15 protein-coding genes are annotated in these 18,760 nt (G+C 68.1%); 2 read left to right on the top strand and 13 right to left on the bottom strand.

The window, feature by feature from the left end:
• Positions 1 to 31: 31 nt before the first annotated feature.
• From ACUTR7_RS14635 to ACUTR7_RS14610, 6 genes are read right to left on the bottom strand one after another with little or no spacing between them, the layout of a single operon-like run.
• Positions 32 to 6,445: an Hpt domain-containing protein gene (locus ACUTR7_RS14635; RefSeq protein ID WP_445609106.1), complete on the bottom strand. Its 6,414-nt coding sequence runs from the start codon at positions 6,443 to 6,445 to the stop codon at positions 32 to 34.
• A gap of 50 nt (positions 6,446 to 6,495) precedes the next feature.
• Entirely contained in the window at positions 6,496 to 8,745 is a 2,250-nt protein-coding gene (locus ACUTR7_RS14630; protein WP_034390611.1) for a methyl-accepting chemotaxis protein, read from the bottom strand.
• Between the two features lie 18 nt (positions 8,746 to 8,763).
• Positions 8,764 to 9,291, bottom strand: a complete 528-nt coding sequence (locus tag ACUTR7_RS14625; RefSeq protein WP_012203503.1) for a chemotaxis protein CheW — start codon at positions 9,289 to 9,291, stop codon at positions 8,764 to 8,766.
• A 15-nt stretch (positions 9,292 to 9,306) separates the two neighbouring features.
• The gene (locus tag ACUTR7_RS14620) at positions 9,307 to 9,672 is read right to left on the bottom strand and encodes a response regulator (RefSeq protein WP_013804030.1); all 366 of its coding nucleotides are present in this window, start codon (positions 9,670 to 9,672) and stop codon (positions 9,307 to 9,309) included.
• The gene (locus tag ACUTR7_RS14615) at positions 9,672 to 10,070 is read right to left on the bottom strand and encodes a response regulator (RefSeq protein WP_012203501.1); all 399 of its coding nucleotides are present in this window, start codon (positions 10,068 to 10,070) and stop codon (positions 9,672 to 9,674) included. The genes ACUTR7_RS14620 and ACUTR7_RS14615 overlap by 1 nt, the downstream gene beginning before the upstream one ends.
• Positions 10,071 to 10,117: 47 nt before the next feature.
• Positions 10,118 to 10,270 (bottom strand): rubredoxin, encoded by a 153-nt coding sequence (locus ACUTR7_RS14610; protein ID WP_013804031.1) that lies wholly within the window; start codon positions 10,268 to 10,270, stop codon positions 10,118 to 10,120.
• Between the two features lie 115 nt (positions 10,271 to 10,385).
• Between ACUTR7_RS14610 and thiD the strand changes: the two genes are divergently transcribed.
• Complete coding sequence (thiD, locus tag ACUTR7_RS14605; RefSeq protein ID WP_012203499.1) at positions 10,386 to 11,342, top strand: bifunctional hydroxymethylpyrimidine kinase/phosphomethylpyrimidine kinase; 957 nt, start codon at positions 10,386 to 10,388, stop codon at positions 11,340 to 11,342.
• Positions 11,343 to 11,407: 65 nt separating this feature from the next.
• Positions 11,408 to 12,724 carry a glutamate-1-semialdehyde 2,1-aminomutase gene (gene hemL / locus ACUTR7_RS14600; RefSeq protein WP_373681038.1) on the top strand — a complete coding sequence of 439 codons (1,317 nt, stop codon included), beginning with the start codon at positions 11,408 to 11,410 and terminating at the stop codon, positions 12,722 to 12,724.
• Between the two features lie 71 nt (positions 12,725 to 12,795).
• Here the strand turns inward: hemL and ACUTR7_RS14595 are convergent, their stop codons facing one another.
• From ACUTR7_RS14595 to ACUTR7_RS14565, 7 genes are all read right to left on the bottom strand, one after another.
• On the bottom strand, positions 12,796 to 13,191 hold the full coding sequence (locus ACUTR7_RS14595; RefSeq protein WP_445609105.1) for a hypothetical protein: 396 nt from the start codon (positions 13,189 to 13,191) through the stop codon (positions 12,796 to 12,798).
• 644 nt (positions 13,192 to 13,835) lie between these two features.
• Complete coding sequence (locus ACUTR7_RS14590; protein WP_445609104.1) at positions 13,836 to 14,435, bottom strand: DNA-3-methyladenine glycosylase I; 600 nt, start codon at positions 14,433 to 14,435, stop codon at positions 13,836 to 13,838.
• Between the two features lie 2 nt (positions 14,436 to 14,437).
• Positions 14,438 to 14,950, bottom strand: coding sequence for a c-type cytochrome (locus ACUTR7_RS14585; protein ID WP_445609103.1), 513 nt, complete (start codon positions 14,948 to 14,950; stop codon positions 14,438 to 14,440).
• Positions 14,950 to 16,548: a bifunctional phosphoribosylaminoimidazolecarboxamide formyltransferase/IMP cyclohydrolase gene (purH, locus tag ACUTR7_RS14580; protein ID WP_043824897.1), complete on the bottom strand. Its 1,599-nt coding sequence runs from the start codon at positions 16,546 to 16,548 to the stop codon at positions 14,950 to 14,952. The genes ACUTR7_RS14585 and purH overlap by 1 nt, the downstream gene beginning before the upstream one ends.
• A gap of 44 nt (positions 16,549 to 16,592) precedes the next feature.
• Positions 16,593 to 16,826 carry a Fis family transcriptional regulator gene (locus ACUTR7_RS14575; RefSeq protein WP_013804037.1) on the bottom strand — a complete coding sequence of 78 codons (234 nt, stop codon included), beginning with the start codon at positions 16,824 to 16,826 and terminating at the stop codon, positions 16,593 to 16,595.
• Positions 16,823 to 17,893: a tRNA dihydrouridine synthase DusB gene (dusB, locus tag ACUTR7_RS14570; RefSeq protein WP_013804038.1), complete on the bottom strand. Its 1,071-nt coding sequence runs from the start codon at positions 17,891 to 17,893 to the stop codon at positions 16,823 to 16,825. Before dusB ends, ACUTR7_RS14575 begins: the two co-directional genes overlap by 4 nt.
• A 143-nt stretch (positions 17,894 to 18,036) precedes the next feature.
• A complete protein-coding gene (locus tag ACUTR7_RS14565; protein ID WP_445609102.1) occupies positions 18,037 to 18,651 on the bottom strand; it encodes a hypothetical protein in 615 nt (204 codons plus the stop codon).
• Between the last annotated feature and the right edge of the window lie 109 nt (positions 18,652 to 18,760).

Genomic DNA, 18,760 nt, shown 5'->3' with positions numbered 1-18,760 from the left:
TGCTGCTCTTTTTTGTTCAGGCCACCAGCCTTCAGGCCCCTTCGCCCAGGGGCTCGCTATCCGCCTGCAGCGCCTGCAGCGACTGCGGCGCCAGCGGGCCGCCGCTGATGCTGCCGCCCTGCAGGGAGTAGTGCTGGATCAGGCCCAGCAGTTCCTCGTCCGAGTAGGGCTTGCCCAGGTAGTGGTTGGCTCCCAGCTGGCGCGCCATCTCGCGGTGCTTCTGGGCGATGCGCGAGGTGATCATGACCACGGGCAGGTCGCGCAGGGCCTCGTCGGCGCGGATGTTGCGCAGCAGGTCGAAACCGTCCATGCGCGGCATCTCGATGTCGGACAGCACCAGGGTCGGGCGTTCCTCGGCCAGGCGTTCCATGGCCTGCAGGCCGTCGGCCGCGAGGGCCACGCGGTAGCCTTCGCGCTGCAGCAGGCGCTGGGTGACGCGGCGCACGGTGATGGAGTCGTCCACCACCAGCACCAGCGGCACCGAGGCCGGCCCTGCGCTGGCCAGCACGGCTTCGCCGTCGCCCTGGCCTGCGGCGCGCTCGGCCTCTTCGGTCCGGGCGCGCACCTCGTCGCCATAGACATTGGCCAGCGCCACGGGGTTGTAGATCTGCACCACGGCGCCCGAGGCCAGCACCGACATGCCGGTCAGGCCGGGCAGGCGGGCCAGCTGGGGGCCGAGGTTCTTGATCACCACTTCCTGGTTGCCCAGCACTTCGTCCACGTGCAGCGCGATACGCTGCGCCGCGCTGCGCAGGATGACCACGGGCCGGGTACGGCCCACGGTTTCCTCGCTGCGCAGCGAGGACTGCCACAGCGCGCCGGCCCAGTAGAAAGGCAGGGTCTCGCTGCCGTCTTCGAAGCTGTGGCTGGCATAGGCCTGCTGCAGCAGCTCCAGCGGCGCGCGGCGCACGATTTCCACCAGGCTGGCGGGCACGCCGACCAGCAACTGGCCCGCGCGCAGCATGACCACCTGGGTGACGGCGGTCGTCAGCGGCAGCACGAGGCGGAAGGCACTGCCCCGGCCCGCCTCGCTGTGGGTTTCGATGCGGCCGCCCAGCGCGTTGACTTCGGAGCGCACCACGTCCATGCCGATGCCGCGCCCGGCCACGCCGGTCACCTCGGTGGCCGTGGTGAAGCCGGGCTCGAAGATCAGGCGGCCGGCGTCCTGCTCCGTCAGCGTCTGGTCCTCGGGCCACAGGCCCTGGGCCACGGCCTTGTCGCGGATGCGCTGCAGGTTCAGGCCGGCGCCATCGTCCTCCACCGACAGCGCCACGTCGTTGCGCTCCTGGCTCAGGATGATTTCAATGGTGCCCATGGCGGGCTTGCCTGCGGCGGCACGCTGCTCGGGCGACTCGATGCCGTGGGCCACGCAGTTGCGCAGCAAGTGCTCGAAGGCCGGCATCATGCGGTCCAGCATGCCCCGGTCCATTTCAATGGTGCCGCCCAGGATGTTCAGCCGCACCTGCTTGCCCATCTCCTTGGAGGTCTGGCGGACCACGGCGTACAGGCGCTCGGCCAGGGAGTCGAACTCCACCATGCGCGTGCGCAGCAGGTCGCGCTGCAACTCGCGGGCCTGGCGGCCCTGGGCGACCAGGTCGTCCTCGGCGCCGGCCATGTCGCGCTGCAGGTTGCGCTGCACGGTGGCCACGTCGTTGACCGACTCGGCCATCATGCGGGTGAGTTCCTGCACGCGCGTGAAGCGGTCGAACTCCAGCGGGTCGAAGCCCACGGCCGAGTCCTTGGACAGGGCCAGGCGCGACTGCATCTGGCTCTCGGCCTGGACCTCGATGTCGCGCAGCTGCATGCGCAGGCGCTCCAGGTTGCCGGCCAGCTCGTCCAGCGAGCCACGGGCCTGGGCCAGGCGCGCATCGACACGCGAGCGCGCAATCAGCACCTCGCCAGCCTGGCTGATCAGGCGGTCCAGCAATTGGGCGCGCACGCGCACCGTCTGCTGGGCACCGGCGCGCAGCGGCGCAGTGACAGGCGCTGGCACAGGGGCCGCAGCCGCCGGTGATCCAGCCGCTGCCGATGCGTCGGAGGCCGCAGCCGCTGCGGGCTCGTCGTGGGAGATTTCATCGCCCAGGTCCAGCGGCGCTTCCTGCGCCTGCTCACCAGCCACGCGCAGCACGTCGAAGCCGGCCTGCAGCGCGTCGAAGCTGCCCAGCAAGGGCTCGATCTGCTCGGCGGTCGGAGATTCGCCATCGACCCGCTCCACGGCAGATTCAAGGCGGTGGGCCATCTCGCCCAGGCGCATGGCGCCCGCCAGCCGGGCACTGCCCTTGAGCGTGTGCAGGGCGCGCAGGGTTTCGTGGCGCGCCTCGTCCAGCGAGGGCCGGCCATGCCAGCGGCGCAGCGCGGCGCCCAGGCGGGGCAGCAGCTCGATGGCCTCTTCCTCGAAGATGGGGAACAGGTCGGGATCGACCTCGTCCAGCGCATCGATGTCATCGTCCAGGTCGCTGCCCACGGCCACGGCATGGGCGATGGCCTCGTCGATGCGGCGCTGCAGCTCGGCTTCGTGGCGCGCATCGTTGACCAGGGGGCGCATGGAGTAGGCCAGGGGCGCCACCGACGGTGTCTGCGCCTGGGCACCGGCGTCGAGCACGGCGTCCGTGCCATCGCTGGCGTCCTGAGGCTCCAGCTGGTCCAGTTGGTCCAGCTGCTCCAGCGCGTCCAGGCGGCTGTCCGGCGCGTCTGCGGCCTCGATGTCCAGCGCCAGCAGGGCCTGCAGGGCCTCTTCCACGCCCGGCTGGGGCGTCTTGAGGAAACCGGCGGCGAACTGGTGCAGCAGGCGCTGCACTTCGTCGGAGGCCGCCACGCAGGCGGCAACCTGGTCGGGCGTGCCACAGCGCTGCGGCTGCAGATGGGTCAGCGTATGTTCCAGCAGGCGCGCCAGATCCGACAAGGCCTTGAAGCCCACGGTGGCCGAGCTTCCGGCCAGCGAATGCGCAAAGGCGACGGCGTCGTCGGGCACGGGCTCGCCGAGCTCGGTCGCCCATTGCTGCAGCGTCAGGTCCAGGCGGCGCGACCATTCGTCGGCCTCGTTGAGGTAGACGTTGTACAGCGGCGCGCTGATGCGCAGGCCATCCACGATCTTGAAGCCATCGGCGTCGATGCCGGACAGATCCTCGTCGCCGGACTCTTCGGCCTGCGGGGTTTCTGCCTCGGGCACCTCGGGCGCCGTGACCGGCTCGACTGCGTCGGATGCTTCAACCGCTTCAACCGCTTCAACCGCTTCTGGCGCTTCGACCGCTTCAACCGTTTCTGGCACCGCGATCATCTCGATCGCTTCGGCGGGTGCCGCTGCCGGTGTCAGGCCCAGATCCAGGTCCAGCCCCTCGAAAGGCGCCAGGGGCACGGCGGCTTGCGGTGCTTCAGTTTCAGTTTCAGTTTCGGTTCCAGCTTCGGCCTCGATGGCTTCGGCTTCGATGGCGGCGGCCTCGGGCAGCGCGGGCGGGTCGCCCGCGACGACGGCCAGGGCCTCCTGCTCGCTGTCGCGCATGGCGGCTTCGAAGGCCGCAAAGTCCAGTTCCTCGACGGCGTCGGTGGCCAGTTCGGCAGGCGCCTCGGCGGCTTGCGGCGTCAGTGTCTCCAGCGACTCCTGAGGCGCGGCGGCCGAAGGCTGGGGGTCCGGCTCCAGCAGGTCGAAGTCCAGCGCAAAGTCCAGCTCGCCAGAGGTCTGGACGGGCTGGGCGGGCTGGGCGGGCGTGGCCTGCTCGGGCGCATCCAGGTGTTCTGCCTGCGGCTCCTGGGCCACGGGCGCGAACTCCTCGATTGCGGCGGGTGCGGGTGCGGGCTCGAGTTCGGGTTCGGGCTGTGCGAGGGGCTCGGCACGCGGTGTGCGCGGCACCAGGGCCACGTCGGCGCGCAGGCCTTCCAGGCGCATGGCATCGGCCGCAGCGCGGAAAGGCGTGGCCTGCCAGGCGTCGGCCTGGTGGCGCTCTATGGCCGAGGCCCAGGCGCCAAAGGCGCGCAGCGCATCGCTGGCCAGCTCCTGCATGGGCTGGGGCATGGCCTTTTGCTCGGCCAGCCAGGCGTTGAGCATCTGCTCCATGGCCCAGCCGGCTTCGCCGAATTCATCCAGGCCCACCATGCGCGAACTGCCCTTGAGCGTATGGAAGGCGCGGCGCAGCGTGGTCTGCTCGCTGAGGTTGCCCGGCTCGTCGGCCAGGGCGCGCAGGGCCTGCAGGCCGTTGTCCACCACCTCGCGGGCCTCTTCCAGGAAGATGCCCAGCAGTTCGTCGTCCGAGTCTTCTTCCGAGACCAACAGGCCCGCCGGCGGGGGCACGGGCTCGGACACGGATGCAGAGACGAATTCAGAGACGGCTTCAGGCGCAGATTCGGCTGCGGGCTCTGGCTCGGCCAGGGACTGGTCCAGCTGGAAGACCGGCTCGGCCGGCACTTCAAGGGCCTTGGCGAATTGCGCCAGTTCCGCGGCATCGGCCAGCGCGTCCTGCTCGGCGGCCGCGGGCTGGGCCAGCGGCTCGGTCGCGATGTCCACGGGAGCCGGGGGCGGCGGGGGCGGCGTGGAGGGCGCGGCAGATTGCGGCTCGGCGATGGCGTCCTGCGGCACGGGCAGCGGCTGCGCCACGGCAACGGCTTCGCGCTGCGGCGGCACGGCGGCGGTATCCAGGGCGGGCAGTTGCTCGGGCGCCTTGCCCGCATCATCGGCCCGGTGGCCGCGACGGCCCATGAGGATGCGCAGGCCGCCTTCGGCCTCGTCATAGACGAAGAGCTTGCGCGCCATGCTGCGCTGGTAGCTCAGCATGTCGATCAGAAAGCCCATGGCGCCCAGGCTGTTGCCCAGTTTCTCGAACACCTGGGGACGTTCTGCGTCGTCGATCTCACCCAGCACCAGCCGTTCCACGGTCTCGCGCATGCGCTGCATGGCCTGCGTGGCCTGGTCCAGGCCCAGCACGGACAGCACGCCGCGCATCTGGGCCATCTGGCCCGAGACGGGTGCCAGCACGGTGGCATCGGCAGGATTGCGGAAATATTGGTCCAGGTGCCGCTCGGCCTCGGCCAGCGTGGCACGCAGCTCGCCCACGACCGAGCCCATGGTCTGGTGGTCGCTGGCCTGGCGGTACAGCTCCTCCATCCAGGGCTCCAGCGGACGCGCGGGCGCGCCCTGCAGGGATTCCTCCAGGCGCTGGACCAGGTTGGCGGACTGCTCGGCCAGCTCCTCGTCGCCCATGTCCATGGTGGCAAAGGCCGCCTGCAGGTAGAGCACGGAGGTGGCCACTTCCATGGCCAGTTCGGCCGGTGGCGGCTCGCCGATGCGGGCCACGGTTTCGGCCACCTTGATCAGCATGCGCGCCAGGCCATGGCTGGCCGGATGCAGCTTGACCAGGGATTCGGCCACCTGGGCGAACTGGTCCACCACGGTCTTGGTGCGGGCACGATCGCCGCCGGCAAGGGCGGACCAGGTATCGGCTGCCGTGGTGATGCGCTTGCGCGCCTGCACCAGCACCGCCGGGTCGTAGCGGCCAAAGCGTGTCTGCTGGTAGTCCACCTGGGGCTGGGCCTGCATGCCATAGGCCTGGCGCACCGCCTGCAGGGCGGCGCCAGCCTGCTCGGCAGGGCGGGCCTGGGCGCAGAAGAACAGCAGGTCCTGCAGCAGCCGCGCAGGCGGCGTGCGGTCGCCCTTGGCCATGGCCGCGTACTGCATGAGCACGCGCGAGGCCATGCGCTTGACGTACAGGTCGACCACGATCATCCCGCGCGACTGCGCGTCGAAGAAGCCGGCCGCCACCTTCCAGAAGCTGCGCGCGGTGACATCCTCGGTCTGGCCCACGGCAAAGCGCAGGCACAGGTCGCGCATCTGGGCGGCGGCCTCGCGGTCGTCGCTCTTCACCATGCGCAGCACCACGCCGTCGAGCAGGGCCCGGGCATCGGGGCCGTAGGCCAGCGGCTCGGGCTGGCGCGCCCACTCGGGCTCGCGCGCGCGGCGCTCGGCAGGCCACAGGTCGGCCGGGTGCACCTTGTCATTGCCGGCCAGCGCCTGGGTGTCGCGGTATTGGGGAAACAGGGCCACGGCCGAGACGGTCTTGCCGGCCAGCACGGTTTCCAGGTATTCGATGAGCGCGAAGCTGGCGCGCTCCAGCGTGGCGGCAGCCTGGTCGGTGCACAGCTCGGGGCGCTGCACGAAGCGCTGCACGGCGCTTTCCATGCCGCGCAGCACCAGGGCCGGAGAGCCCAGGCCCACCATTTCGAGGGCGCCGCAGGCCTGGTGCAGTTGCTGGCGGGCGATGCGCAGGGCCGAGGTGTCAAGCTCCTCAAGGTCCGAGGCGCGTGCCGCATCGGCATCGCGCACGAAACGGGCCACCGCCTTGCTCGCCCCTTCCAGCGACTTGCGCAGCTCATCGAGCACCCAGGCCAGCGGGCCCAGGTCCTGTTCGGTGTGCGCGGCCTGCGCCGCGCCCGTTTGCGATTCGTCAACCACTGACATGGACAGTTCCCCAAGCCCCTAGGGCCTGTGCATAGCTATGTTGGACCGGGTCAGGCAATCTTGAAACGCGCCACCGACTGGCGCAGTTCCTCGGCCATGTGCGAGAGTTCACGCACCTGCTGTGCCGTGGTGCGCGTGCCTTCGCCCGTCTGCTCGGTCACCGCGAAAATGTGCTGGATGTTCTCGGCCACGTCGTTGGCCAGAACGGCTTCGCGCGAGGTGGACGAGGAGATCAGCTCGATCAGCTCGGCCAGATGGCGCGACACGGAGTCGATCTCGGTCAGCGCGGTGCCGGCGGAGTCGGACAGGCGGGCCCCCTCGACCACACCCTGGGTGGAGCGCTCCATGGCGGCCACGGCATCCTGGGTGTCGGTCTGAATCGCCTTCACCAGCGCCGCGATCTGGCGCGTCGCGTCGGCCGAGCGTTCGGCCAGGCGCTGCACTTCTTCGGCCACCACCGAGAAGCCGCGACCGGCTTCACCGGCCGATGCGGCCTGGATGGCGGCGTTCAGCGCCAGCACGTTGGTCTGCTCGGTAATGTCGGAAATCAGCTCGGTGATTTCGCCGATCTCCTGCGAGGATTCGCCCAGCCGCTTGATGCGCTTGGAGGTTTCCTGGATCTGGTCGCGGATGGAGTTCATGCCGCCGATGGCGTTCTGCACGGCCTTCAGGCCCAGGTCGGCAGCTTCCAGCGACTGGCGCGCCACCTGGGCAGATTCCTGCGCCTGGGTGGAGACCTCGTTGATGCGGCCGGCCATGTCCAGCACGGAGCGGCCGGTTTCGCGGATCTCGCGCAGCTGTTCGGTCGATGCGGCCAGCAGCTCGGTGGAGTTGGCATCCACCTCGGCCGTGGTCTGCGCCACGCGCGTTGCCGTGTTCTGCACGCTGCCCACCAGGGCGCGCAACTCTTCCACCGTGTAGTTCACCGAGTCGGCAATGGCGCCGGTGATGTCCTCGGTCACGGTGGCTTCCTGCGTCAGATCGCCCTCGGCCACCGACTGCAGCTCGTTCATCAAACGCAAAATGGCGGCCTGGTTGGCGTCGTTGATGCGCTTGGCTTCATGCTCCTGCACGCGCGACTCTTCCTGGCGGCGTTCGGCAGCTTCCTGGCGCAGGCGGCTGTCGAGCAGCTGCACGCGGGACAGGCCCACGCCGCACAGCAGCACCAGCACGGTGGCCAGGGCCAGCAGGCCCATGGGCAGCGAGCCGATGCCGGCGCCGCTTTGCAGCTTGGTCTGCAGGTCTTCCAGCTGGCGGCGCAGCGGTTCGCTGTCGGCGTTGATGGCGGTCTGTGCCTCGCGGGCGGAAACCAGGCCCTGCAGGTTGCCCAGAATGGCGCTGGCCTCGGTGCGGGTCTCTTCGTAGAGCTTGATCAGTGCCTCGATCTGCTCGCGGGTCTGGGCGTCGCGCGTGGGGGGCAGGCGCAGTTCGCTGCTGCCGCCCAGCAGGCTTTCGGAGATTTCCTTGAACGAGTTCAAGTCCTTGCCCAGCAGGAACACGGCCTCGGGGCTCACGCCTTCGGCGGTCTGGAATTCGTTGGCCGACTTGCCGATACGCTGGGTCAACATCACCAGCTGGCCTGCGGCCGAGATCTCGGCGGGGCTGGCGCCCTGCTGCAGCTTGAGCGAGGAGATGGTTTCGGCGATCTCCAGCAGGTCCGAGGACTGGCGGTTGATGGTGCGCAGCGCGTCGCCGACCTGGGTCAGGATCTGCTTTTGCTCCATCACCACCTTGGCGCTTTGCTCGGCGCGTTCCATCAGCGGCATGATCTGGCCCAGCTCGTCGGCGTAGGCTCCGCCCAGCGGGCGCACGCCCATGGAGTCATCGCCCGCGGTGATGGCGCGCACGTTGCGCGCCAGCACGCCCGCACTGTCTTGCACGTCCGCAAACGAAGGTGCCGCGCCGGTCAGCGCCTGCGACACCGACTTGGCAAGGCGCTGCGACTGCATCAGGGCCTGGCCGGTGGCGGCCAGCTGCTGTGCCGAGCCGTCCGCCTGGCGCAGAGCCCATGCCGCCGCCAGCACCAGGGCCAGCACGGAAACGCCCAGCAGCGTGGACAGCGTGCGCTGGTGGCGCGCGGCAGGCGCGCGGCCCAGCAGCGGCAGGACCACCGTTTCCTGGTCCAGGACTGCGCCGGCGTCGCCCGGCATGGCGTCGGGCGCGCCCTGCACGGTCATGGACGCATCGAGTGCGTACATATCCTGGGAGACGGTGTCTCCGAGCATGCTGTTGTCCGCGCCCGAGCCGGAGTCGGCCGGCTTGCGTTGGAAGCGATTTGCAAGACGTTGCAAGAATGACATGGGACGACCTTCAGAAACTCAGGCGCGAATGCTCAGAAACTCGGAGGTTTGGGACAGGCGCTGCAATTGCAGCTCCTGCCAGCGGTGGCCCGCTTCATCGATATGCACGGGGCCGAAAAAGGCGGGGGATTGCTCGGGCGCGGGCTCGGTGCGCACAAAGGCGTCGGCGCTGCGCAGGCCCTGCAGGCGGTCCACCAGCAGGGAGGCGTTCACTTCCAGCGCGGCATTGAAGGCCAGCAGGCTGGACTCGGCCAGCGCCGGTTCGCTGCGCGCCACGCCATGGCCCAGCAGGCTGGCCAGGTCGATCACCCCGGCCAGGGTGCCGCGCAGGTTGGCAATGCCCAGGAACCAGGGCTTTGTATAGGGCACGGGCTGTACGCCGGCCCAGGGAAAGATCTCGCCGGACTGGCCCAGCGGCATCAGGTAGTTGCGCCCGCCGGCCTGGACGGCCAGCCAGGCCGCCACCTTGACGCCTTCGCTGCGTGCGGCCTGGAGACGGCCGGCCAGACGGGATTGCAGATCGCGCAGTGCTTCACGGTTCGCCATGGCCAGCGCACCGCGTCAGTTCAGCGCCGCGATCTTGGCCTGCAGCTCGCCTGCATCCACCGGCTTGGTGATGTAGTCACGCGCGCCCTGGCGCATGCCCCAGACCCGGTCGGTTTCCTGGTTCTTGCTGGTGCACATGATGATGGGCAGGTCCGCGTACAGCGGGTCGCGCGTGATGGCGCGCGTGAGCTGAAAGCCGTTCTGGCCGGGCATGACCACGTCCATCAGGATCAGGTCGGGCCGGTCTTCGGCCAGGCTGCGCAGGGCTTCTTCGCCGTTCTCGGCCGTACGTACCTGCAGTCCCTGCTTTTGCAGCATGTCGGACAGAAACATCAGTTCGGTCTTGGAATCGTCCACGACCAGGACTTTGCGGATGGGCATCAAAGTGCTCCTATGGTTTGCTTGCCGAACTGCTCCACGGCCTGCAGCAGCTGGTCTTTGGTGAAGGGTTTCGTGAGGTAGTCCTGGCAGCCCACCATGCGCCCGCGCGCCTTGTCGAATACGCCGTCCTTGGACGAGAGCATGACCACGGGCGTATCGGAGAAGCGCGCGTTGCGCTTGATGATGGCGCAGGTCTGGTAGCCGTCCAGCTTGGGCATGAGGATGTCGCAGAAGATCAGCTGGGGCTGATAGTCGTTGACTTTGGACAGTGCGTCGAAGCCGTCATCGGCCAGGAGCACTTCGTGCCCGCCCTGTTTGAGGAAGATTTCTGCGCTGCGGCGGATGGTATTGCTGTCATCCACCACGAGTACGCGCAAGGGTGCGCCCGATGTCGTCACTGAGAAACCTCCCGGAAATGTATGAGTCGGCGCGGGTGGTCCCGCGCTCAGATTTCGACCATCTCAAAGTCTTCTTTACGTGCACCGCATTCGGGACAGGTCCAATTCATGGGCACGTCATCCCAACGCGTCTGGGGTGCGATGCCATGCTCGGGGCAGCCTTGCGCCTCGTCATAGATCCACCCGCAGATCAAGCACATCCAAGTTTTAGGGTCGGTCACAGCTTAAAGGGCCTTCACATAGAATGCAACGATTGTATCTAGTCATAACCACCCGCCACGGCCTTCGCTGGCGGGGCGCAAACTGGGCTGAGCCATGGCATTGAACCCCTCCAACTCCCCCAGTCCCGACACCGAATTGGTGGACGAAACCGCTCCCGTATGCGTGCTGGTCTTCAACGCCAGCGACCCCAGCGGAGCAGGTGGCCTGTCGGCCGACATCGCCACCATCGCCTCGGTCGGCGGTCATCCGCTGCCCGTGGTCACGGGTGCCTACGCACGCGATTCGGCCAAGATCTTCGAGCATTTTCCCTTTGACGACGAGGCCGTGGCCGAGCAGGCGCGCGCCGTGCTGGAGGACATACCCGTGTCCGCCATCAAGGTCGGCTTCGTGGGCAGCCCGGGCAACCTGGCGGCGATCGCCGAGATAGCTTCCGACTATCCCGACATCCCCATCGTCTGCTACATGCCGGACCTGTCGTGGTGGGAGGAAGACCCGCTCGACCAGTACATGGACGCGCTCAAGGAGCTTGTGCTGCCGCAAACCTCGGTGTTGGTTGGAAGCCACAGTACGCTGTGCCGCTGGCTGCTGCCCGACTGGAGCAACAGCCGCAGCCCCACGGCGCGCGACATCGCCATGGCGGCCGAGGCACTGGAAGTGCCCTACGTGCTGGTCACCGGCATCCCCCTGCCCGACCAGTTCGTGGACAACGTGCTGGCCACGGCGCAGTCCGTGCTGGGCAACAGCAAGTACGAGATGTTCGACGCCACGTTCACCGGCTCGGGCGACACCCTGTCGGCCGCGCTGGCGGCCCTGGTGGCCAGCGGCAACGACCTGGGGCTGGCCACGCAGGAGGCGCTGGAGTACCTGGACCGCAGCCTGGACAGCGGCTTTCGCCCCGGCATGGGCCACTTCATCCCCGACCGCATGTTCTGGGCCCAGCCTGAGCCCGAGGACGAAGACGCCGAGGCCGCCGAGCCGCTCACCGAGCTTGACGCCGACACCCAGGCCATCGAAGGCTTCGTGATGCCGCCCCATGACACCAAGCATTGAGGCAGGCCACCCCCTGAGCGGCCGGCACAGGCCCTTGCTTGGCACCTCTGGCTTGTTCCCCGCACATGGCAGACTCCTGCACTATGACCACTGACCTGAATATTCCCCTGTTCGAACGCGCCAAGGCCGTGATCCCCGGCGGCGTGAATTCACCCGTGCGCGCCTTCAACGCCGTGGGCGGCACGCCGCGCTTCGTGCGCCGTGCGCAGGGCGCGCATTTCTGGGACGAGAACGCCCAGCAGTTCACCGACTACATCGGCTCCTGGGGTCCGATGATCCTGGGCCACGGCCACCCCGAGGTGATGGCCGCCGTGCAGGCCGCCGCGCTGGAAGGCTTCTCCTTCGGCGCGCCCACGGAGCGCGAGGTCGTGCTGGCCGAGAAGATCCTCTCGCTCATGCCCTCCATGGACATGGTGCGCATGGTCAGCTCGGGCACCGAGGCCGGCATGAGCGCGCTGCGCCTGGCGCGCGGCTTCACGGGCCGCAACAAGATCATCAAGTTCAACGGCTGCTACCACGGCCATGCCGACGCGCTGCTGGTCAAGGCCGGATCGGGCCTGGCGACGTTCGGCGCCTCCTCCTCGGCCGGCGTGCCGCAGGACGTGGTCAAGGACACCGTGGTGCTGGAATACAACGACGTGGGCCAGCTCGAAGAGGCCTTCGCCCAGTTCGGCGACCAGATCGCCTGCGTGATCATGGAGCCCATTGCCGGCAACATGAACTTCGTGCGCGCCAGCGTGCCCTTCACGCGCCGCATCCGCGAACTCACGCGCGAGCATGGCGCGCTGATGGTCTACGACGAGGTGATGACCGGCTTTCGCGTGGCCCTGGGCAGCGCCCAGAGCCTGTACGCCCAGCAGATCGAAGGCTTTGCGCCCGACATCACCGTGCTGGGCAAGGTCATCGGCGGCGGCATGCCCATGGCGGCCTTCGGCGCGCGCCGCGAGATCATGGAAAAGCTCTCGCCCCTGGGCCCGGTCTACCAGGCCGGCACCCTGTCGGGCAACCCCATCGCCACGGCCTGCGGACTCAAGACGCTGGAGCTGATCAGCGAGCCGGGCTTCCACGACGCCCTGCACGCGAAGACCGGCCGCCTGATGGCCGGCTTCAAGGCCGAAGCCGACGCCGCCGGCGTGCCCTTCAGCGTGGACCACCAGGGCGGCCTGTTCGGCTTCTACCTGCTGCCCGAGCTGCCCAGCACCTGGACCGAGGTCATGAAGACCGATGGCGCACGCTTCAACCGCTTCTTCCACGGCATGCTGGAGCGCGGCCACTACTTTGCGCCCGCCCTGTACGAGGCCGGCTTCGTGAGCGCCGCGCACACGGACGCGGACATCGACAAAACCATCGAAGCCGCGCGCGAAGTGTTCAAGACGCTCTGATATCCGCAGATATCTTCCCTTGCACGCCAACGCCACCAACGCCGTACCCCGGCGCTGGCGTGCCGGTCACTTCACTCGTCGTCCTGGTCCACGAACTCCACCAGCTCCGGCAGCATCTCCAGCTGCTGGATGGCGTCCTTCAGCCGCAGGCCAAAGCGTGATTCCGGCCGTCCGAAAGCGCCCTGCGCCAGCCGCAGCGCCGCCGTTGCCTTGATCCACTCCACCTCGAAGGCATAGCGGTCCGCATGCTGCTGGACACTCATGCGCTTGATGTGCTCCAGCGCCAGTTCCACGGCGCAGTCCACATCGATTTCACTGTCGTCCCTGTCGGGATCGTCGACCATCAGATCGATCAACTGCTGCAGCGTGCTCTGCACCAGCCCCAGCGAGGCGTGCATGGCCTGCTGCCAGGTGGGCAGAAGGGGTGGTTGGGGAGAGGTCGCCTGTGCGGCGGTGAGAGGGTGCATGTCTTGGTTCCCATATGAATCAAGAGAGCCACTCGTCACCCTACGACAGGCAACGGGTGGACGGGATGTTCGTAACACGGATACGGCCGTGCGACCATCCTTGCGGGTAGGCCCATCCCGTCCAAAACCGTTGGAGACAGGCGCGCACTAACGCATCTGCCCCAGGTATCTGGACATGACAAGACCCCCTTCAAGGTGGGGGCCGCACCTCCGTATCCGTGGTGTTACGACACACCAAGCCTTTCGGCCTGCGACAAGTGTAATGGCTGGGTATTGCAAACAAGGCCGAGCGCAGCGACGGCCCGCCCCCACTCCCCGTATGTCAGCGCCTGCGTCGGGCCGCCTGCGGGGTTGCAGTCCTGCCGAAGGACAGGACTGCTTCGTCATCTGACTCGCCGTGATTGTTTGAACGGAGCGCGCAGCGCGAAGTGAGTTTCACGGCGAACCCCGCAGGCGGCCCGACGCAGGTTGCCCCGCAGCGAAGCGAAGGGGTCGCGGACATCCGGGTCGCCTTTTCTTGGCCTACGTTCTTTTGGCGAAGCAAAAGAAGGTAGGTCGGCCGCCGGGCCGAAACCCGGCCTCGAAAAACAACCACCCGGCAGGGTCAAAAACGAAACCCAGCCCTTACCAAAGCGAAGGCCCGTTCAGCCCAAGCGAAACGCCCCCCGCGCCCGCTCCACCTCACCCCTCACCACACACCCCAAAACATGGTCATTGACCAACCCCATGGCCTGCATGAACGAGTAGACAGTCGTAGGCCCCACGAACTTCCAACCGAGCTTCTTCAACTCCTTGGACAGCGCCCGAGACTCGGCCGTCTCGGACACGGGCCCGCCACCGGTCACGGGTGCAGGTGCATGGCGCCAGAAGAAGGCCGACAGCGAGCCTTCCGCCTCCACCATCTCCAGCGCCCGCTGCGCGTTGTTGATCACGGCCTCGATCTTGCCGCGATGCCGCACGATGCCCGCATCGCCCAGCAGCCGCAGCACGTCGTCTTCGGTGAAGCGCGCGACCTGGTGGAAGTCGAAGCCCGCAAAGGCCGCGCGGAAGTTCTCGCGCTTGTTGAGGATAGTCAGCCAGCTCAGGCCGGACTGGAAGCCTTCAAGGCTGAGCTTCTCGAACAGGCGCCGGTCGTCGGTGACGGGAAAGCCCCATTCACGGTCGTGGTAGGCCAGGTAGTTGTCCGTGGCGGCGCACCAGTGGCAGCGCGGCCGGCCGTCGGGGGCGGTGAACAGGCGGGACATGGTCAGGACTTCCCGGGCTCGGCAGAGGGGAGGGACAGCAGCCAGGCCGCCATCTGCAGGGATTGCGCCGTATCGAGGTGCGGGTGGCGCGGCATGATGGCGCGGCCCCATTCGCCGGCCCCGCCCTCGCGGATCTTGCGCGCCAGGTAGTCGGCGGCATCTTCGCGGGCCCGGTAGCGCTCGGCGATCTGCTGGAAGGACGGCCCCACGTAGTGGCGCACCAGGCCGTGGCAGCGCAGGCAGTCATTGCCCTCGACCAGGGCCTTGCCGGCAAGCAGCCGGGGGCCTGCATCTGTACCTGCACCTGCATTTGGATCTGCAGCTGCCGCCACGGCAGCCGCCGGCAGGCCCGCAACGGGCGCAACAGCCGGCCCGCGCATGATGCGCCAGCCGATGTTGAAGACACCCAGCGCCACCAGCAGCATGAAGACCACGAGCGCCCAGCCCAGCCAGCGGGGCCGGTGGGGGGCGTCGTCGCCCTCGTCGTCTGCGTCAGGAGGCAGTTGGCCGGCCATCAGTGGCGGAAGTGGCGCACGCCGGTGAAGACCATGGCGACGCCGCGCTCGTTGGCGGCGTCAATGACTTCCTGGTCGCGCATGGAGCCACCGGGCTGGGCCACGCAGGTGGCGCCTGCGTCAACGACCACGTCCAGGCCGTCGCGGAAGGGGAAGAAGGCATCGCTGGCCACGACCGTGCCCTGCAGGCTCAGCTTGGCAGCCTCGGCCTTGATGGAGGCGATGCGCGCCGAGTCCAGGCGGCTCATCTGGCCTGCGCCCACGCCCATGGTCATGCCGTTCTTGCAGAACACGATGGCATTGCTCTTGACGTACTTGGCGACCTTCCAGGCGAACAGCAGGTCCTGCAGTTCTTCGGGCGTAGGCTGCTTGACGGTGACGACCTTGAGGTCGGCCAGGGCCAGCTCATGGTTGTCGGCGGTCTGCAGCAGCAGGCCCGAGCCGACGCGCTTGGCGTCCATGGCGTTGCGGCCCTGGTCCCAGGCGCGCTCTCCACCGGCCGGCAGGGCGATCTTCATCAGGCGCACATTGACCTTGGGCTTGAAGATTTCCAGCGCCTCGGCCGTGAAGTCGGGGGCCATCAGCACCTCGACGAACTGCTTGACCACGGCCTCGGCCGCTGCCTTATCCACCGTGCGGTTGAAGGCGATGATGCCGCCGAAGGCGCTGGTGGGGTCGGTCTGGAAGGCCTTGGCATAGGCTTCGTGCGCGTCCTTGCCCACGGCCACGCCGCAGGGGTTGGCGTGCTTGACGATCACGCAGGCGGGCTGCTCGAAGCTCTTGACGCATTCCCAGGCGGCGTCGGCGTCGGCGATGTTGTTGTACGACAGCTCCTTGCCCTGCAGCTGCTCGCCGGTGACCAGGGAGCCGGGAGCCGGATACAGGTCGCGGTACAGGGCGGCCTGCTGGTGGCTGTTTTCGCCGTAGCGCAGGTCCTGCACCTTGGTGAAGTGGCCGTTGCTCTGGCCGGGGAAGGGGCTGCGCTCGGGCACGTAGGCTTCGGAGAGCTTCTCGTCCTCGAACTTCACGCTGGACAGGTAGTCGCTGATGGCGCCGTCGTACTGGGCGATGCGGTTGAAGGCGGCCACGGACAGCGCAAAGCGCAGCTTGTCGGACAGCTTTCCGCTGGCCTTGAGTTCACCCAGCACGGCCTCGTACTGGCCGGCGTCGGTGATCACGCCCACGTCGGCCCAGTTCTTGGCGGCAGAGCGCACCATGGCCGGGCCGCCGATGTCGATGTTCTCGATGGCGTCGGCCAGCGTGCAGCCGGCCTTGGCCACGGTGGCCTCGAAGGGGTACAGGTTCACCACCAGCAGGTCGATGGTGTCGATGCCGTGCTCCTTGAGGGCCGCCATGTGGGCGGGCAGCTCGCGGCGCGCCAGCAGGCCGCCGTGGACCTTGGGGTGCAGGGTCTTGACGCGGCCGTCCAGCATTTCGGGGAACTGGGTGACTTCGGCCACCTCGGTCACGGGCAGGCCGGCCTCGGCCAGCAGCTTGGCGGTGCCGCCGGTGGACAGCAGCTTGATGCCCAGGGCGTGCAGGCCTTGGGCGAATTCGACGATACCGGTCTTGTCAGAGACGGAGAGCAGGGCGTTCATGGGCGTCAGTGCAGGGAGTTTGAAGAAATGGAGATTCGTGCCGCTCAGAGCATGTCGTGCTCGAGCAGCTTCTTGCGCAGCGTGTTGCGGTTCAGGCCCAGCCAGTCGGCAGCGCGGGACTGGTTGTTGTCGGCCTGGGTCATCACCACTTCCAACAGCGGCTTTTCGACCAGGTGGATCAGCATGTCGTACATGCCGTTGGGCTTTTCGCCGTCGAGATCGCGGAAATACCCCTCCAGGCTTTCACGCACGCATTGTTCGATGTTCTGGTTGCTCATACTGTCATTCCTGCGGGCTCTCCGAATTCGGCGCTTGTGGCGCCGGCATCGATGGCGGCCGGTATCCGGTCCATCTGTGCGCCCAGGGCGTCCAGATAGTCGGCCACGGCCTGCCATTGCACCGCGCAGTCCTCGATGGTGTTGATGTGTTGTCTGAATGCTTCACCGCCCGGCAGGCTGCGCAGGTACCAGGCGATGTGCTTGCGCGCGCTGCGCACGCCGGTGCCCTCGCCGTACAGGCTGTAGTGGTCCTGCAGGTGGTCCAGCAGCAGCCGGCGCAGCTCGGCCACCAGCGGCGGGGCCATGTGCTCGCCCGTGGCCATGAAGTGCGCGATCTCGCGGAAGATCCAGGGCCGGCCCTGGGCCGCGCGGCCGATCATCACGGCATCGGCGCCCGTGTAGGCGAGCACGTCGCGCGCCTTCTCGGGGCTGGTGATGTCGCCATTGGCCACCACGGGCACGCGCACCGCCGCCTTGACGGCAGCGATGGTGTCGTACTCGGCAAAGCCCTTGTAACCCTGCTCGCGCGTGCGGCCGTGCACGGTGAGCATCTGTATGCCCACCTCCTCGAAGCGGCGGGCCAGCACCACGGCGTTCCTGTGCGCGTCGCACCAGCCGGTGCGCATCTTCAGCGTGACGGGCACGCCGTGCGGGGCGCAGGCCTCTACAACAGCCTGGGCAATCTCCACGGCCAGGGCCTCGTTCTGCATCAGGGCCGAGCCGGCCCATTTGTTGCATACCTTCTTGGCCGGGCAGCCCATGTTGATGTCGATGATCTGGGCGCCGCGGTCCAGGTTGTAGCGCGCGGCCTCGGCCATCATCTCGGCGTCCGTGCCCGCGATCTGCACCGCGATGGGGCCGGGCTCCCCTTCATGGTTGGCGCGGCGCGAGGTCTTGAGGCTGTTCCACAGGTCCTTGCGCGATGTCACCATCTCGCTGACCGCGTAGCCCGCGCCCAGGGCCTTGCACAGCTGGCGGAACGGCCGATCCGTCACCCCGGCCATGGGGGCGACGAACAGGCGATTGGCCAGGGCATGGGGGCCTATGGACAGGGGTGGGGAGGACATCGGAAAAGCCGGAGAAAACGCGCGCGCCGAGCACAAAACGGGCGGCAACAAAGGACCAAGATTGTACCTGCCCAAATTTTCAGCAGGGCTAAAACCGGGCCGTCAAGACGGCCAAGCAGCGAAAACAAGACAGTGCGCAGTTTTCATGGTGTGGGCACGAAGGTGCGCACCTGGCCCGGAACGGCCTGCAGCCCGTAGGCACCGAGCCGGCCCTGCCACCAGCGGCGGTTGAATTGCACGTCGGGAGAGACCTGGTCGTCGGGCATAGGGCGCAGGCCGACCTTCTGCAGCCCGGCTTTCGGCTGCCCGGCTGTCTGCGGCCCAGCTGTCTGCAGCCCAGCCTCCAGTCCCAGGTCCAGCGCCTCGCCGTCGGCCAGCGGACCGCGCACCACGGCCATGGCCTTGCGCCCGTCGGTCACCCAGGCGTCCAGCACCAGGGCCGGGCCGGGCTCGGACCCGGCCAGGCTCACGCAGCCTTGAAGACGCGGCTCCAGGCCCAGCGGCTCCAGCTCGCGCTGCAGCTGCTCCAGCCTGTCGCCCACGGCCGGGTCCGGCAGGGTGCAGCCCTTGGCCTGCAGCGCCTTGCCCCAGGCGGAGGGCGGTGCGGCCTGGGCGGGCGGCGCCTGGGCAGCGGCCTGTGCCACCACGGTGGTGTCCTTGCCCGGCGATGGCTGCAACGCAGAGCAGCCGGCCAGGCCGGCTGCTGCCATTCCCAATGCTGCCCATCCCGCCCATCCTGCAATCCGCCCTGTCTGCATGACGCCCCCTGTGCTTGTGGTTCTGGAACGGGTTCCACGATAGCTTCAGGCCGACAAGGCGTCAGCCAGCGCAGACCTACACTTGGCAGCAGAGCGTGTTGTGCACTTT

The organism is Delftia sp. NA_296.1 (genome assembly GCF_052692095.1).
This window is presented reverse-complemented; position numbering and strand designations above follow the sequence as displayed.

What these genes read in the sequence shown, in the direction of transcription:
- ACUTR7_RS14620 (WP_013804030.1), bottom strand. Translation starts at nt 9,672, where the DNA reads ATGCCCATCCGCAAAGTCCTGGTCGTGGACGATTCCAAGACCGAACTG.
- ACUTR7_RS14575 (WP_013804037.1), bottom strand. Translation starts at nt 16,826, where the DNA reads ATGAGCAACCAGAACATCGAACAATGCGTGCGTGAAAGCCTGGAGGGG.
- ACUTR7_RS14630 (WP_034390611.1), bottom strand. Translation starts at nt 8,745, where the DNA reads ATGTCATTCTTGCAACGTCTTGCAAATCGCTTCCAACGCAAGCCGGCC.
- thiD (WP_012203499.1), top strand. Translation starts at nt 10,386, where the DNA reads ATGGCATTGAACCCCTCCAACTCCCCCAGTCCCGACACCGAATTGGTG.
- hemL (WP_373681038.1), top strand. Translation starts at nt 11,408, where the DNA reads ATGGCAGACTCCTGCACTATGACCACTGACCTGAATATTCCCCTGTTC.
- ACUTR7_RS14610 (WP_013804031.1), bottom strand. Translation starts at nt 10,270, where the DNA reads ATGTGCTTGATCTGCGGGTGGATCTATGACGAGGCGCAAGGCTGCCCC.
- ACUTR7_RS14585 (WP_445609103.1), bottom strand. Translation starts at nt 14,950, where the DNA reads ATGGCCGGCCAACTGCCTCCTGACGCAGACGACGAGGGCGACGACGCC.
- ACUTR7_RS14565 (WP_445609102.1), bottom strand. Translation starts at nt 18,651, where the DNA reads ATGCAGACAGGGCGGATTGCAGGATGGGCGGGATGGGCAGCATTGGGA.
- ACUTR7_RS14590 (WP_445609104.1), bottom strand. Translation starts at nt 14,435, where the DNA reads ATGTCCCGCCTGTTCACCGCCCCCGACGGCCGGCCGCGCTGCCACTGG.
- purH (WP_043824897.1), bottom strand. Translation starts at nt 16,548, where the DNA reads ATGAACGCCCTGCTCTCCGTCTCTGACAAGACCGGTATCGTCGAATTC.
- ACUTR7_RS14595 (WP_445609105.1), bottom strand. Translation starts at nt 13,191, where the DNA reads ATGCACCCTCTCACCGCCGCACAGGCGACCTCTCCCCAACCACCCCTT.
- dusB (WP_013804038.1), bottom strand. Translation starts at nt 17,893, where the DNA reads ATGTCCTCCCCACCCCTGTCCATAGGCCCCCATGCCCTGGCCAATCGC.
- ACUTR7_RS14635 (WP_445609106.1), bottom strand. Translation starts at nt 6,445, where the DNA reads ATGTCAGTGGTTGACGAATCGCAAACGGGCGCGGCGCAGGCCGCGCAC.
- ACUTR7_RS14625 (WP_012203503.1), bottom strand. Translation starts at nt 9,291, where the DNA reads ATGGCGAACCGTGAAGCACTGCGCGATCTGCAATCCCGTCTGGCCGGC.